The sequence below is a fragment of the Kitasatospora sp. Root107 genome (genome assembly GCF_001424875.1).
In the GTDB taxonomy this organism is placed as follows: domain Bacteria; phylum Actinomycetota; class Actinomycetes; order Streptomycetales; family Streptomycetaceae; genus Kitasatospora.
Genome location: NZ_LMCT01000012.1, coordinates 566,708 through 580,733, shown reverse-complemented (window position 1 = coordinate 580,733; position 14,026 = coordinate 566,708). Strand labels below are relative to the sequence as shown.

Here is a 14,026-nt window from a genome sequence, read left to right as displayed (position 1 = left end):
CCGCATGAGCACCGACATCTGGGCCTGGGTGCACGACAGCCACGCCCGCCTGGTGGAGGCCGGCCAGCACCGGTTGGCCGCCGCACTGGCGGAGATCGCCGGGCACGCCGTCGAGGGGCGGAACGAGCAACTGGACGCGGTCTTCCCGGAGGCGCTGGCCGCCGCCCGCGCGCTCGACCTGCCGTGGGTCGAGGTCTTCCTGCGGCACTGGCGGCTGCAGAACCTGCTGAACAAGCGTCACCAAGGCGAGGCGGCGCTCGAAGAGGCGGTCTCGCTGCTGGAGTTCGCGCACCGGCCGGAGACCGAGTCCTGTCCGCAGTCGGTCTGCGCGGTGCAGGACTTCACCATCTGCCACGCCAACATCGACGGCCCCGGCTACGTGACCGAGCGGCTCGCCGTGCTGGAGGAGACCCTGGAGCGGGTCGAACCGGCCCGGGCCTGCTTCGACTGCCTCTCCCGGGAGTACGCCGACACCCTGGAGGACGACGACCGGGCCGAGGCCGCCCTCGCCCACCTGGACCGGGCCCAGGCCCGGATCCTGGCGGCGGGGGAACAGGTCTCGCTGGCCTTCGGTCACAGCCGGGCCTCCGCGCTGCACCGGCTCGGCCGGCACCAGGAGGCGCTGGACGCGTACGACACCGCCGAGGCCGGATTCCTGGCCACCCGGCGGCAGTTGGACGAGGACGACCGCCGAAAGCTTTCGGTCGGGCGGGCGCTGATGCTGGCCTCGCTGGGGCGGACCGAAGCCGCACTGGTGCAGCTGCCCGAGCCGGAGGAGGCGGAGAACTTCGCCGACATCCGGTACCGCTGGGCCTCCGCGGTGGCCGCGCTGGTCGAGGCCGACGCCTACCTCAACGACGCCGAGCTGGGTGCCCGGCTGGCGCACTGGGTCGGCTACCTGGACGCGGCCGGGTCCCACCGCCCCTGCCTGGATCTGCTGTTGGTGGCCGGACGGCTGGCCGTCCGGCGCGGCGCCCGGGAGGTGGCCAGGACGCTGGCCGGTACCGGCGAGCGCAAGCTCGGCCTGCTCCGCCGTACCGACGGAGTGGCGGACCGGGTGGCCGCGCTGCGGGCCGCTGCCGAAGCCCTGCCGGTGGCCGAACTCCCGGTGCCGGTCGAGAAGTTCCGGGACTGGATGGCCGGCCACTCGCTGGCCGGCGAGCAGGCCGCCGACCTGCTGGCCGCCGCCCACGCGGCCGCTCCGGCGACCGATCTGCTGACCGGTCTGGCCGGTGCACTGGGTGGGCTCGGCCATGCCAGGGCGGCCGCCGACCTGCTCTGGGCCCAGCTCGAAGTCGACCCGGCCAACGGGCAGTTGGCCCGGGTGCTGTTCGCCGCACTGATCGACGCGGGGGACGGCGACGGGATCCGCCGGCTGGCGGACCGGCTGATGGCGGACAGCCCAGCCGACGCGTACTGGGCCAGGGCCCGCTGGGCCGCCGCCGAAGGCCGCTGGGCCGAGGTCGGTGAGCACTGCGCCGCGATGATCGCCGAGGACCCGAGCCGGATCAACCCGCGCCGGCTCGGCGCGCTGGCCGCCGGCCGGCTCGGCGACCACGTCACCGCCCAGCGCCTCTACCAGGAGCTGCTGGAGCACGCCCTGCCGGCCGAGGGCACACCCGCCGAGCTCCAGTACCGCACCGTGCACGGCGCCGACCTCTGGCAGCTGGTGACCGCCGCCACCGCCAACCGGGACTGGGCGGTGGTCCGCTCCACCGGTGCCCTGCTCGGCATCGACTTCGAGCAGGACAGCGGACCGGTGGACGAGGAGTGGCAGGTCGTCACCGTCCGGGCCCGGCGCAGCAACGGCACCCCGGCGGATCTCCCGGCGATCCGCACCGGACCGGCGACCGCCCGGATCATGCCGGTGCTCGGCGACGACCTGACGGTCAATCACGGGGACGTGGTCGTCTTCGGCCCCACCCTGCTGAACGAGGCACCCGAGGACCAGGGCCTGGACTGGCGGCCGGCCTTCGAGCTGCTCACACTGCTCGACCCGGCGGGCTTCACCACCTGGTGGCTGGACGGGGTCTGGCCGGGGACGGTGCAGTGGGTGACCTTCCGCGAGGCGCTCACCGACGCGGGTTTCGCGGTCTGGGCCCACAGCGGGGACGGCTACACGCTGCTGGACCCGGAGACGGGGGCCTCGCTGCCCGGGGTCTACGCCGCACTCGGCGTGCCGCCGCTCGCCTCGGCGGCGGAGGCCGACGCGATCCTGAACACCCTGACCAGGGGGTGGGACCACCCGCTCAGCTGGCCCGAACTCGCCGCCGCCGCAGGGGTGGACGTGGGGCCGCACCGGGAGATCGTCGAGCGGTACGACCTTTAGCTTTTGGCAGGTGCTCAACCATTTGCGGTCCAGGGGCTCGGGGCTCTGCTGATGTGCGGCTCCGCCGCGTGGGCGAGGAGATCTGGCGTGCGGGTCACTGCGAAAGTGCCTGACCATTTACGCGCGGATCGCCTTTTCTGAGGTCGGCGTCGCGGTTCCCCGAGCCCCTGGACCGTAGATGCCGAGCTAGGCGGGTCCAGGGGTGGGGCCGTACAGGATGGTGATCAGCTCCAGGACGGCGTCCACGTGCGGCTGTTGACGGAGGGTCTGTTCGATCCGGTCCTCGATCGACTGGGGCAGCGAACGCCCGATCAGCAGGCCGCCGCGTTTGATCGAGGCGAACAGCAGCAGCTCGGCTTCGTTACTGCTCATGATCGGACAGAATGTCCGGTATGCCGGGAATCTCGGCCCTCACGCGTCGCTTACTTGGTCGATGCTTTACTGTTTCTTTGCCTAAGCTGCCGCCCTGAGGAGCGCCTGCCCGTGACCAGCCTTGCCCTCGGTCCGTCCTGGCTCGACCCGACCACGCTGATATCCACCTTCGGGCCGGTCGGCATCCTGGCCATCGTGTTCGCCGAGTCGGGCCTGCTGATCGGCTTCTTCCTGCCGGGTGACTCGCTGCTGTTCACCGCAGGGCTGCTGGTGGCGGACGGCACGTACCTGACCCAGCCGCTCTGGCTGATGTGCGTGCTGATCGTGCTGGCGGCGGTGGCCGGCGACCAGGTCGGCTATCTGTTCGGCCGGAAGGTCGGCCCGAGTCTGTTCCGCCGCCCGGACTCGCGGCTGTTCAAGCAGGAGAACGTGGAGAAGGCCGCCGCCTTCTTCGACCGGCACGGGCCGAAGGCGATCGTGCTGGCCAGGTTCGTGCCGATCGTCCGGACCTTCACGCCGATCGTGGCGGGCGTGAGCCGGATGAACTACCGCACCTTCGTGGTCTACAACATGGTCGGCGGCGTGCTCTGGGGTGCCGGGGTCACCGTGCTCGGCTACTTCCTCGGCCAGATCCCGTTCGTCCGGGAGAACATCGAGGCGATCCTGGTCGCGATCGTGCTGGTCTCGGTGATTCCGGTCGCGGTCGAACTTCTGAGGGCCCGTCGGACCGCGGCGGGGACGGGCTGACCTCAGGCTGTTGTGCATCCGGCCGTCCGATCAGGCAAGGTGGGACCGACGATCACCATGCGGACCGGGGCGGCGGAGGAGCGGCAGTGCCGAAGCGGGGCCGGGGCCGACCCGGTGGCGGCAAGAAGGTCAGGGGCGGTAGGCCGCCCCGGCCGGTGCCGAAGAAGCCGGTACTCCCAGGTGAGGCCCCGCCCACCGAGGGCCTGCTCGGCTCGGCCGCGCCCCCGCTCGAGCAGCAGACCGTCATCCCGCTGGCTCCGGCGCCGCAGCAGACCGAGGGCCTGCTCAGCCCGGCCGAGGCGGCCGAGCCGGTCTACAACCCCGAGGACACGCTGACTCCCGAGGTCTGGAAGGCGGTCGGCTTCAGTCCGCCGACCGGGATCGCCGTCCCGACGCTCCGTCAGGGCGCGCCCGGCGAGGCCCCCTGGCCGGACCGGATGCGCACCCTGCTGCGCACCCCGATGGCAGAGCGGCCGGCCTACGAGCGGACCCAGCGGGAGCAGAAGCCCGAGTCCGCGGTGAAGCGCAACGTGCCGCGGGTGCTCGACCTGACGCTGCGGATCGGCGAACTGCTGCTGGCCAGCGGCGAGGCCGCCGAGGACGTCGAGGCCGCGATGCTCGGCATCGCGCACGCCTTCGGCCTCGACCACTGCGAGCCGCAGGTCACCTTCACGCTGATCGGCATCTCCTACCAGCCCTCGCTGGTCGAACCCCCGGTCACCGCCGACCGGGTGGTCCGCCGCCGGACCTCCGACTACACCCGGCTGGCCGCCGTCTACCGGCTGGTCGCCGACATCACTGCCGAGCAGCTGACGGTGAACGACGCCTACCGGCGGCTCGCCGAGATCCGCCGCAACCGGCACCCGTACCCGGGCTGGCTGCTGGCGCTGGCCACCGGGCTGCTGGCCGGGGCGGCCACCTTCCTGGTCGGTGGCAAGCTGGACGCCAAGGCCTGGCTGGTCTTCGCGAACGCCTTCGTGGCGGCGATACTCGGTGACCGGCTGGCCTCGCTGGTGGCCCGGCGCGGGCTGCCGGAGTTCTACCAGTTCGTGCTGGCGGCGATGCCCGCCGCGGTCTCCGGCATCATCCTGTCGCTCAATCACCTCGGCCTGCGCGGTTCGGTGGTGATCACCGGTGGGCTGTTCGCGCTGCTGCCCGGCCGGGCCCTGGTGGCCGCCGTGCAGGACGGTCTGACCGGCTTCTACATCACCGCCGCCGCCCGGCTGCTCGAGGTGCTGTACCTGGTCGCGGGCATCGTGATCGGCGTGATGCTGGTGCTCTACGCGGGCTCCAAACTCGATCCGAACCTGAACCCGAGCGAGAGCCTGATCGGGATCAGCCACCCACCGGTGCAGCTGGTGGCGGCGATGGTGCTCACACTGGCATTCGCGATGCTGCTGCAGACCGACCGCAGAATCCTTCCGCTGGTCACCCTGAACAGCGGCATCGGCTGGTCCACGTACGGGGTGCTGGCCTACAACGCGGAGGTCTCCCCGATCGTCGCCACCGGGATCGCGGCCGGCCTGGTCGGCCTGTTCGGCCAGCTGGCCGCCCGTTACCAGGCGACCTCCGCGCTGCCGTACATGACCGCCGCGCTCGGGCCGCTGATGCCGGGTTCGGCGATCTACCTCGGGATGCTGGCCTTCACCCAGAACAACCCGGTCGGCGGCGTGGTCCAGGTCGGCCGGGCCGCCGCCCTGGCGCTCGCCCTGGCGGTCGGGGTCAACCTCGGAGGGGAGATCGCGCGTCTCTTCATGAAGATGCCCAGCACCCTGTCGGGCACCCGGGGCCTCGGTACGGCTGACGAACGGCTTGCCCCCTACCTGTTGGTGCCGCGCCGGGCGGCCAAGCGGACCCGCGGTTTCTGATCCCCGGTCACCGGCCCGGGGTCAGGACGGAACGAAGGTACGACCCATGATCGAAGCCCTGCTGGACGGCTACCGGACGCATATCGTGGCCGCGCACAAGCAGCCGCTGTTCCTACTGCTGGCGGGCTTCATCCTGTCGTTCGTGCTGATCCGGGTCAGCGTGCGGATGATCCGGGCGAAGGTGCGCTGGTGGCCCGGCAACATCACCCCCGGCGGCCTGCACATCCATCACATGGTGTTCGGCCTCGGCTTCCTGCTGCTCGGCGGGATCGGGGTGTTCGCCACCAACGGCGCGACCCCGTGGATCGACTGGTTCGGGTTCAGCTTCGGCATCGGCTGCGGGCTCGTGCTGGACGAGTTCGCGCTGATCCTGCACCTGGACGACGTGTACTGGAGCGCGCAGGGACGGAAGTCGGTGGACGCGGTGATCTTCGGCATCCTGTTCACCGCGCTGCTGCTGACCGGGTACGTGCCGCTCGGCGTGGTGCCGGGGCAGGACACCCGCTGGGGCCTGGTCGCGGTGATCAGCGTGAACGCGCTGGTCTCGATCGTCGCGCTGTTCAAGGGCAAGGTGTGGACCGGGCTGCTCGGCATCATGGTCCCCGGCCTGTCCTGGATCGGCGCGATCCGGCTGGCCCGGCCGACCAGCCCCTGGGCCCGCTGGCGGTACGCCACCCGGCCACGGCGCAGGGCACGGGCGGTCCGGCGCGAACGGCTGCTGCACGCCCGCGCGGACCGCGCGCGCACCTGGCTCTTCGACCTGATCGCAGGGGCCCCCGACAAGGTCCCCGCCCACCACACCGCCACCCACCGGGTCGCCGAACGGATGGCCGCCCGGGCCACCGCCCACCTGGACGCCCACGAGGCCCGGGCGCTGGCCCGCCGCTCCGCCCGGCTGGCCGACCGCCGGGCCCACCCGCTGGCTCCCGGCCCCGCCGCCGGTCCGGAACGGACCTTGCCTGCAGTGGCCCGGCGCCGGACGGTCCGGGCCGGGCGGGCCCGGACGTACGCCGTCCGGCCCTCCTCGCCGGCCGGGCCCGAGCCGCACGCCCCGTACCGGCGCCTGCGGACCGCCGCCCCTCGGCTGCCGCACCCGCAGGCCCGCCGCCCGCACTGACCGTCCCGGGGGCTCGGGCTGACGGGCGGTCATGCGCGCCCGGCGCCGCCGCCCGAACGAGGCTGACAATCCGACATCTCACCCGCCCGGCCGTGTGGGGATGGCGCTGAGGCACCGTCAGGTCTGAAACTATGACAACGAGTGACCGATTTGTCACTTGATGAGATATTTGATCCACCGTCAGCCGGCGCGAGAGGGACACCCCGTGGCTCGCAGAATCCTCCCGACCCTCCTGCTCACCCTCTCCGGCCTGTTCGGTCTGCTGCCCGCCGCGGGTGCGGCCGCCGCACCCGGCATCGCCGCCCCGGCCGACGATCCCTACCCCACTGCCGACGACATCGCCGCCGCCCAGGCGGAGGAGAGCGCCCGGGCCGCCGACACCACCGCGATCGAGGCCCGGCTCACCGCGGCCCAGGCCGATCTCGAGCGGGCCGGCCGGGAGGCCGAGCAGGCGGTCGAGTCCTACAACGGCGCCCAGGCCCGGCTGACCCGGGTCCGGGCCGAGGCCGCCAGGGCCGGAGCGGTGGCCGCGGTCGCCGCCGCCGCCAGGGTGGCGGCCGCCGAACGGGCCGCCGAGCTGGCCGCCGAGACCTACCGGCAGGGCGCCAGCGCCCAACTCTCCGCCCTCGACGCCCTGCTGGGCGCCGACGGACCCCGGGCGATCGGTGCCCAGGCCGCCGCGATCGGCATGGTCGGCGCCCGGACCAGGGAGATCCTGGACACCGCCACGGCCACCGCCGCCGAGGCCGCTCGCACCGCCGAGGCCGCCGGAGCGGCCGAGGCCGAGGCGGTCAGGGCAGCCGACGCCGTCCGGCTGGCCAAGGAGCAGGCCGAGGCCCGGCTGGCCGCCCAGCAGACCCAGGTCACCGAGATCGCCGCCCGCCGCGAGCAGCTGCTCGCCGCCCTGGCCGCCGCCCGGAACAGCACCCTGGACCTGGAGCGGCAGCGCCGGGAGGCGCTCGAAGCGATCGCCGCGGCCCAGGCGGAGGAGGCTGCCCGGGCTGCGGCTGCCGCGGAAGCCGCAGCCGCCGCGGCCCGCCCCTCCGCCGACGCTGCTGTCGAGTCCCCCTGGTCGGCCGGTGGCGCCGAGGCCGCCATCGCCTTCGCCCGCTCCAAGATCGGCCTGCCCTACATCTGGGGCGGCGAGGGCCCGGCCGGCTACGACTGCTCCGGGCTGACCATGATGGCCTGGCGCCGCGCGGGCAAGAGCCTGACCCACTTCGCCGCCGACCAGTACGCCGAGTCCACCCCCGTCAGCTACGCCCAACTCCGCCCAGGCGACCTGGTCTTCTGGACCGACACCGGCCGCGCCCGGGACATCCACCACGTCGCCCTCTACATCGGCGACGACCAGATGATCGAGGCGCCCCGACCCGGGATGGCCATCAAGCAGGCCAGTCTCTGGATCATGGGGCGCCCCGACTTCTACGGCCGCCCGTGACGGCGGTGGTGGGTCAGCGCTGCAGGGTGAGGACGCCCGGCCGGTACGGCAGTTGGTCGTAGGGGCCGCCTGCGGTGGGGGACTTGCCCTGGTAGAGGAGTTGGAGGTTGCAGGGGTCGATGGTCATGGTCTGGTCGGGGTTGTTGCGGACCAGGTCGCCGTGGCTGATNGCGGTGGGGGACTTGCCCTGGTAGAGGAGTTGGAGGTTGCAGGGGTCGATGGTCATGGTCTGGTCGGGGTTGTTGCGGACCAGGTCGCCGTGGCTGATGTCGTTGGTCCAGGTGGCGCCGCTGTTGGCCTTGCCGGCGAAGGGGTTGGCTTCGGTGGCGGCCTGCGGGGTCCAGTTGCCGTTGAGGCTGGTGGCCGTGAAGGAGCGGAAGAAGCGCTGCTCGTTGGCACCCCGGGCCTCGACGATCATGAGGTACTGGTTCTGGTCCTTGACCTTGTAGACCTGCGGTGCCTCGAACAGGTTCTTCACCGTGTCGCTCATGACGGTGGTGTANATGTCGTTGGTCCAGGTGGCGCCGCTGTTGGCCTTGCCGGCGAAGGGGTTGGCTTCGGTGGCGGCCTGCGGGGTCCAGTTGCCGTTGAGGCTGGTGGCGGTGAAGGAGCGGAAGTAGCGCTGCTCGTTGGCACCCCGGGCCTCGACGATCATGAGGTACTGGTTCTGGTCCTTGACCTTGTAGACCTGCGGTGCCTCGAACAGGTTCTTCACCGTGTCGCTCATGACGGTGGTGTACGAGGAGCCGAAGTTGCCGGGGAAGTTCCCGATCGGCATGCTCGCCCKGTAGATGCTGCCGTTGTCACCGGCGAAGAACAGGTACATGTTCTGGCCGTCGGCRATCAGGGTCTGGTCGATCGGGGCGGCGCCGCCCGGGAGGCTGCCGGTGAACAGCGGCTGAGGCGCGGACCAGCCGTTGGGGTTGGTCGGGTCGCTGGAGGTSCGGTAGATGAACGGCCACGCACCCCACTGGTAGGCCAGCACCCAGAGGTTCTTGGGCGCGAAGTAGAACAGCGTGGGCGCCACGGTGGACTGGTTCATCCCGACCTGCCCGGCCGACGCCATGTCGGACCAGTTGGTGAACGGGCTGAACGCCATCGAACCGTACGACGAACCCGACACGTCGGACGCGTAGACCAGGTGCTTGCCGTTGTACACCACGTTGGTGAAGTCCTTCACCGACTTCCAGCCGTTCGCCGGCTGCGCCAGCGCGCCGGTCGAAGACCAGCGGTAGGTGGAGGGAAGGGCGCAGGTGGCGCCCGTCGGCGTGGGCGACGGGGTCGGCGTCCCGGACAGGCCGGTCCACTTCTGGTTGCTGCCGGTCCAGCAGGAGTACAGCTGGATCTTGGTGCCGTTGCCGGTGGCCGCGCCGACGGCGTCGAGGCACAGCCCGGACTGGACGCCGGCGATCGTGCCGTCGGCGTTGAGGTTCCACTGCTGGCCGGCGCCGCTGTTGCAGTCCCCGATGACCACCGCGGTGCTGTTGCCGGTGCCCTTGGCCTCCAGGCACTTCTTGCCGTAGATCTTCAGCTGCTTGCCGGGGGTGTAGGTCCAGCGCTGGTTGGTCTGTCCGTTGCAGTCCCACAGCTGAGCCTGGGTGCCGTTGGCGGTGGTGAAGCCGTTGATGTCGATACAACGGCCGGAGGCGGCGCCCTTGATCTCACCGGTTCCGTTACCCGTACCGGTCCCGCCGGTCGTCCCGCCGGGGTTGGTACCGGGAGCGGCCTTCAGGGCGTTCATGACGGCGGTGTAGGCGGCCTTGGGGTTGCCGCTGTTGTCGAACAGCAGGGGGCTCTCGCCGCTGCGCCAGGAGTCCTTGTCGCGGATGCCCCAGACCGTGATGCCGGTGCACCGGGCCACGGACAGGCAGGCGTTGACCGCGTTGGTGTAGTTGGTGGACGACGCCTGGGCGATGTCCAGCTCGGTGAGCTGGACGTCGACGCCCAGGGCGGCGAAGCTCGACAGGGTGGTCTGGAAGTTGGACGGCGGGCCGCCGGTGCCGAAGTGGCTCTGGAACCCGACGCAGTCGATCGGCACGCCACGGGACTTGAAGTCCTTGACCATGCTGTAGACGCCCTGCGTCTTGGCGTCCGACCAGTTCTCGATGTTGTAGTCGTTGTAGCAGAGCTTGGCCACCGGGTCGGCCGACCGCGCGGTGCGGAACGCCTCCTCGATGAAGCCGTTGCCCAGCACGTTCTGGAACACCGAGCTGCGGTGCTGGCCGCTGCCGCCGTCGGCGAACGCCTCGTTGACCACGTCCCAGGCGTAGATCTTGCCCTTGTAGTGGGTCATCTCGGTGGTGATGTGATTGTTCATCACACTGCGCAGCGTGTTCGCGTCGCCGATGGAGCTGACCCAGGACGGGAGCTGCGAGTGCCAGACCGTGGTGTGGCCGCGCATGCGCTGGCCGTGTGCCAGGGCCCGGTCGACGATCTGGTCGGCGGGACCGAAGTTGAAGTTGCCGCGGGACGGTTCGATGGCGTCCCACTTCATCTCGTTCTCCGGGGTGATCATGTTGAACTCCCGGTCCGAGATCGCGGCGTACGCCGAGTCACCGAGCCTGCCGGCCGCCACCGCGGTGCCGAAGTACCTGCCCGAGGGGGCGGCCTGCGCACTCAGGGCTGCGGCTCCGGCGGCGCTGGGAAGGAGCGTCACGACACCGGCCACCAGCGTCACGGCCGACAGTCCTATCGTCAGGTTTCGGCGACGCCGGCCGAGCCGGTGCAGGCCCTTCGCCCGGGGTTCGTGGGTGTGTCGCGTCATGGGAGCGGCTTTCTTCCAGGGAATACGTCAACGGGGAACTCGGGAACCCGCCACACCGGAACGTCATGGTGAGTGGCGGGAAGAGCACTCCAGAAGTGGAGGCCCCCGAAACCGCGGTCTCGTAACAGAAAAGTGGCGCCGCCCGGACGATTGCCCGGTGATGCATCTCGCAGGCAGAAAGCGTTATGCCGCGCCCTGCGCCCTGCGGACGATGAAGGAGGCCTGGCCGGCGAAGGCCGGAGTGCCGTTGGAACCGTCGAGCCAGATGCCGCCGTCGCGGTGGCGGAGGACCGAGCCGGGATAGTTGTGCGCGTGCAGCGTGACCGACGCGGCTACCGCCCCGGGTGTGGGACAGAAGGTGGCGTCCTCGCGGAACAGTTCGCTGCCGTCGTCGCCGCTCAGCCGTAGCCGCAGTTCACGGTGGCGCAGATAACGCCCGTCGGCGGCACGGAAGGTGACGCACCGTGGGTCGGCCAGCCCCCCGATGACCGTGAAGGTGACCCGCTGCCTGGCCTGTGCGCTGCTGGACGCGGAGACCGGTCCGAGCGTCGCGAAGTCGCCGGCGTACGTGAGGTACTGGGCGGGGGCGTCCACGGACTCCAGCGACTGTGCGCCCAGCGGAACAGTGCTCGCGACGGCGGACGGACTCGGCGCGGGATCGCCGACCGTGGGAGCGGCGATGACGTCGGGCGCCCGATGCGCTGGTTCGGGCCAGGTCGCGTAGGTGGCGGTCCCGGCGACGAGCACCGCACCGGTGGCGAGGCTGACCAGCGGATGAGCGGTCACCGCGTGGAGTTTGCCGATCAGCGAGCCGTGCAGGCCGCCTCCCGCCGTCGCCGTGCCGGCGGCGACGTGTGCGGAGGCCAGCCCGGTGGCGTTCGCGGCCGTACCCGACAGCAGGCCCTTGGCGGCCAGCGCGGTGATGAGTCCGGCCGGGACCGCCAGTGGCGTGAGGGTGAGGAGCAGTCGTTCGACCGGAACCCGTTCCGGCGTGGTCGCCAGGCAGAGCGGGCAGTCCCGGGTGTGCCGCGCGATCCGCTTGCGCCACACCGACGCCCGGAGACCGTCCCAGCCCACGACGGTCTCGTCCAACTGCGGACAGCGCGGGTCGGCCTTCAGCGCGGCGGCGATCGTCCGGCTGAGTTCCAGCTGCTCGCGCATGCGTTGCAGGCGTACCCCCACGTGGGCGGCGGTGAGCCCGGTCGCGGCGGCGATGTCGTCACGGCTCAGCGAGCCGGCGCACTCCTGCAACCAGAGCGACATCAGCACCTGATGGTCCGGGTCGAGCCACCGGCCGGCTTCGACGACCTGACGGCGCTCGTCCGACACGTGCAGACGCAGGACCGTCACGTCCGCGGGTTCGGCGCGGGCGTCCGGTATCTCGCGCGCCTCGTCGATGACCGTGGTCCGGTCGGCGAAGGTGCGTTGCCGGTGCCAGTGGGTGTTGATCTGGCGGAGCGTGATCGAGACCAGCCAGGACCGGAAGCTCTCCGGGGCACGCAGGGCGGGCAGGTCGCGCACCACGCGCAGCAGGGTCTCCTGGACGACGTCGTCGACGTCGGCATGTCCGCTCAGCGCTCGCCCGACGATGTTGTAGAGCAACGGCAGGTACGCGGCGATCAGTTCCTCGCGCGCCCGATCGTCACCGGCCTGCGCCGCGACGACCAGCCCCGCGTGGTCCGCATCCATGAGCCCCATCCCCACCTCCCTCAGGGGAGTGATCCACCGAGTAGGCGGCACACCTTAGCGTCGGCAAAGGTGTGCGGCCAAAGGCGGCGTACAGCGGTCGGTCAGATGTCCCGGAAGGTCTCGATGTTGGCGCCGATCGAGTTGAGGCGTTCGGCCAGGTCCTCGTAGCCGCGGTTGATCACGTAGACGTTGCGCAGCACCGAGGTGCCCTCGGCGGCCAGCATGCCGAGCAGCATCACCACGGCGGGGCGCAGGGCCGGCGGGCAGACGGTCTCGGCGGCCCGCCAGCGGGTCGGGCCCTGGACCATCACGCGGTGCGGGTCGAGCAGGGTGACCTGGGCGCCGAGCCGGGTGAGGTCGGTCAGGTAGATGGCGCGGTTGTCGTAGACCCAGTCGTTGATCTGGGTGGTGCCGTGCGCGGCGGCGGCGATCACGGCGAAGAACGGGACGTTGTCGATGTTGATGCCGGGGAACGGCATCGGGTGGATTCGGTCGATCGGCGCGGTCAGCTTGGACGGACGGACCGTCAGGTCGACGAGGCGGGTGCGGCCGTTGCGGGCCGGGTACTCCGGGGTGCGGTCGTGGTCCAGGCCCATGCCCTCCAGCACCGCGAGCTCGATCTCCAGGAACTCGATCGGCACCCGGCGGATGGTCAGTTCGGAGGAGGTCACCACGGCGGCGGCGAGCAGGCTCATCGCCTCGACCGGGTCCTCGGCCGGGGCGTAGTCCACGTCACAGGTGATATCGGCGAGCCCGTGCACGGTGAGCGTGGTGGTGCCGATGCCCTCGATCTTCACGCCGAGCTGCTCGAGGAAGAAGCACAGGTCCTGGACCATGTAGTTCGGGCTGGCGTTGCGGATCACGGTCACGCCGTCGTGCCGGGCGGCGGCCATCAGCGCGTTCTCGGTCACGGTGTCGCCGCGCTCGGTCAGCACGATCGGCCGCCCCGGCGAGACCCCGGCCTCGACCCGGGCGTGGTAGCTGCCGTCGGTGGCGGCCACCTCCAGGCCGAACTGCCGTAGCGCGGCCAGGTGCGGCTGCACCGTCCGGGTGCCGAGGTCGCAGCCGCCCGCGTACGGGATCCCGAACTGCTCGGCCCGGTGCATCAGCGGCCCGAGCAGCATCAGCACGCTGCGGGTCCGCTTGGCGGCGGCCTCGTCCATCGAGTCCAGGTCGAGCCGGGCGGGCGGGGTGAGTTCGAGGTCGCGGCCGTCGTTGGTCCAGCGGGCCTTGACGCCGATACTGGCGAGCACCTCGAGGATCCGGTACACCTCCTCGATCCTGGCCACCTGGCGCAGCGTGGTGCGGCCGGTGGTGAGCAGCGAGGCGCAGAGCAGTGCGACACCGGCGTTCTTGCTGGTGCGGACGTCGATCGCGCCGCTCAACTGCCGCCCGCCGTCGACCCGCAGGTGCATCGGGCCGGCGTAGCCGAGCGAGACGATCTCGCTGTCCAGCGCCTCGCCGATCCGGGCGACCATCTCCAGCGTGAGGTTCTGCTGGCCCTTCTCCATCCGGTTGACCGCGCTCTGGCTGGTGCCGAGGGCTGCCGCGAGCTGGCCCTGGGTCTTGCCCTTGTGCTCGCGGGCGGTGCGGATGAGACCGCCGATGCGCTTGAGGTAGTCGTCGCTCATCGGGCAGACGATATCTCATATGTGAGATGAGGGAAGCCTGGGAGGGGTGCCGAAAAAACCGGATGCCG

9 protein-coding genes and 2 pseudogenes are annotated in these 14,026 nt (G+C 71.2%); 5 read left to right on the top strand and 6 right to left on the bottom strand.

Features of this window, described 5'->3' with window-relative positions; translation table 11 throughout:
• Positions 1-4 precede the first annotated feature (4 nt).
• Complete coding sequence (locus ASC99_RS14405) at positions 5-2,329, top strand: hypothetical protein (protein WP_057231915.1); 2,325 nt, start codon at positions 5-7, stop codon at positions 2,327-2,329.
• Between the two features lie 186 nt (positions 2,330-2,515).
• On the opposite strand, the gene ASC99_RS14400 is transcribed toward ASC99_RS14405, so the two are convergent.
• Entirely contained in the window at positions 2,516-2,701 is a 186-nt protein-coding gene (locus ASC99_RS14400; RefSeq protein WP_057231913.1) for a hypothetical protein, read from the bottom strand.
• Positions 2,702-2,812: 111 nt separating this feature from the next.
• On the opposite strand from ASC99_RS14400, the gene ASC99_RS14395 reads away from it, so the two are divergent.
• The 4 genes from ASC99_RS14395 (at position 2,813) to ASC99_RS41920 (ending at position 7,874) form a co-directional block, all read left to right on the top strand.
• A complete protein-coding gene (locus ASC99_RS14395) occupies positions 2,813-3,448 on the top strand; it encodes a DedA family protein (RefSeq protein ID WP_082598315.1) in 636 nt (211 codons plus the stop codon).
• An 86-nt stretch (positions 3,449-3,534) separates the two neighbouring features.
• A complete protein-coding gene (locus ASC99_RS14390; RefSeq protein WP_235502497.1) occupies positions 3,535-5,316 on the top strand; it encodes a threonine/serine exporter ThrE family protein in 1,782 nt (593 codons plus the stop codon).
• A gap of 46 nt (positions 5,317-5,362) precedes the next feature.
• Positions 5,363-6,433: a hypothetical protein gene (locus ASC99_RS14385; protein WP_200948331.1), complete on the top strand. Its 1,071-nt coding sequence runs from the start codon at positions 5,363-5,365 to the stop codon at positions 6,431-6,433.
• Between the two features lie 205 nt (positions 6,434-6,638).
• Positions 6,639-7,874 carry a C40 family peptidase gene (locus tag ASC99_RS41920; RefSeq protein WP_057231910.1) on the top strand — a complete coding sequence of 412 codons (1,236 nt, stop codon included), beginning with the start codon at positions 6,639-6,641 and terminating at the stop codon, positions 7,872-7,874.
• A 13-nt stretch (positions 7,875-7,887) separates the two neighbouring features.
• Here ASC99_RS41920 and ASC99_RS41710 read toward each other — a convergent pair.
• From ASC99_RS41710 to ASC99_RS14365, 5 genes and pseudogenes are all read right to left on the bottom strand, one after another.
• Positions 7,888-8,043 (bottom strand): annotated as a pseudogene (locus tag ASC99_RS41710) (non-reducing end alpha-L-arabinofuranosidase family hydrolase); the annotation flags it as partial.
• Between the two features lies 1 nt (position 8,044).
• Positions 8,045-8,376, bottom strand: a pseudogene (locus tag ASC99_RS38505) (non-reducing end alpha-L-arabinofuranosidase family hydrolase); the annotation flags it as partial.
• Position 8,377: 1 nt separating this feature from the next.
• On the bottom strand, positions 8,378-10,638 hold a 2,261-nt coding region (locus ASC99_RS14375; RefSeq protein WP_157531546.1), incomplete at its 3' end, for a non-reducing end alpha-L-arabinofuranosidase family hydrolase.
• Between the two features lie 183 nt (positions 10,639-10,821).
• The gene (locus ASC99_RS14370) at positions 10,822-12,336 is read right to left on the bottom strand and encodes a sigma-70 family RNA polymerase sigma factor (RefSeq protein ID WP_057231908.1); all 1,515 of its coding nucleotides are present in this window, start codon (positions 12,334-12,336) and stop codon (positions 10,822-10,824) included.
• Positions 12,337-12,428: 92 nt separating this feature from the next.
• A complete protein-coding gene (locus ASC99_RS14365; protein ID WP_057231907.1) occupies positions 12,429-13,958 on the bottom strand; it encodes a UDP-N-acetylglucosamine 1-carboxyvinyltransferase in 1,530 nt (509 codons plus the stop codon).
• Positions 13,959-14,026 lie beyond the last annotated feature (68 nt).

Coding starts and splice junctions, on each gene's coding strand:
- ASC99_RS14405 (WP_057231915.1), top strand. CDS start 5: ATGAGCACCGACATCTGGGCCTGGGTGCACGACAGCCACGCCCGCCTG.
- ASC99_RS14400 (WP_057231913.1), bottom strand. CDS start 2,701: ATGAGCAGTAACGAAGCCGAGCTGCTGCTGTTCGCCTCGATCAAACGC.
- ASC99_RS14385 (WP_200948331.1), top strand. CDS start 5,363: ATGATCGAAGCCCTGCTGGACGGCTACCGGACGCATATCGTGGCCGCG.
- ASC99_RS14370 (WP_057231908.1), bottom strand. CDS start 12,336: ATGGGGCTCATGGATGCGGACCACGCGGGGCTGGTCGTCGCGGCGCAG.
- ASC99_RS14365 (WP_057231907.1), bottom strand. CDS start 13,958: ATGAGCGACGACTACCTCAAGCGCATCGGCGGTCTCATCCGCACCGCC.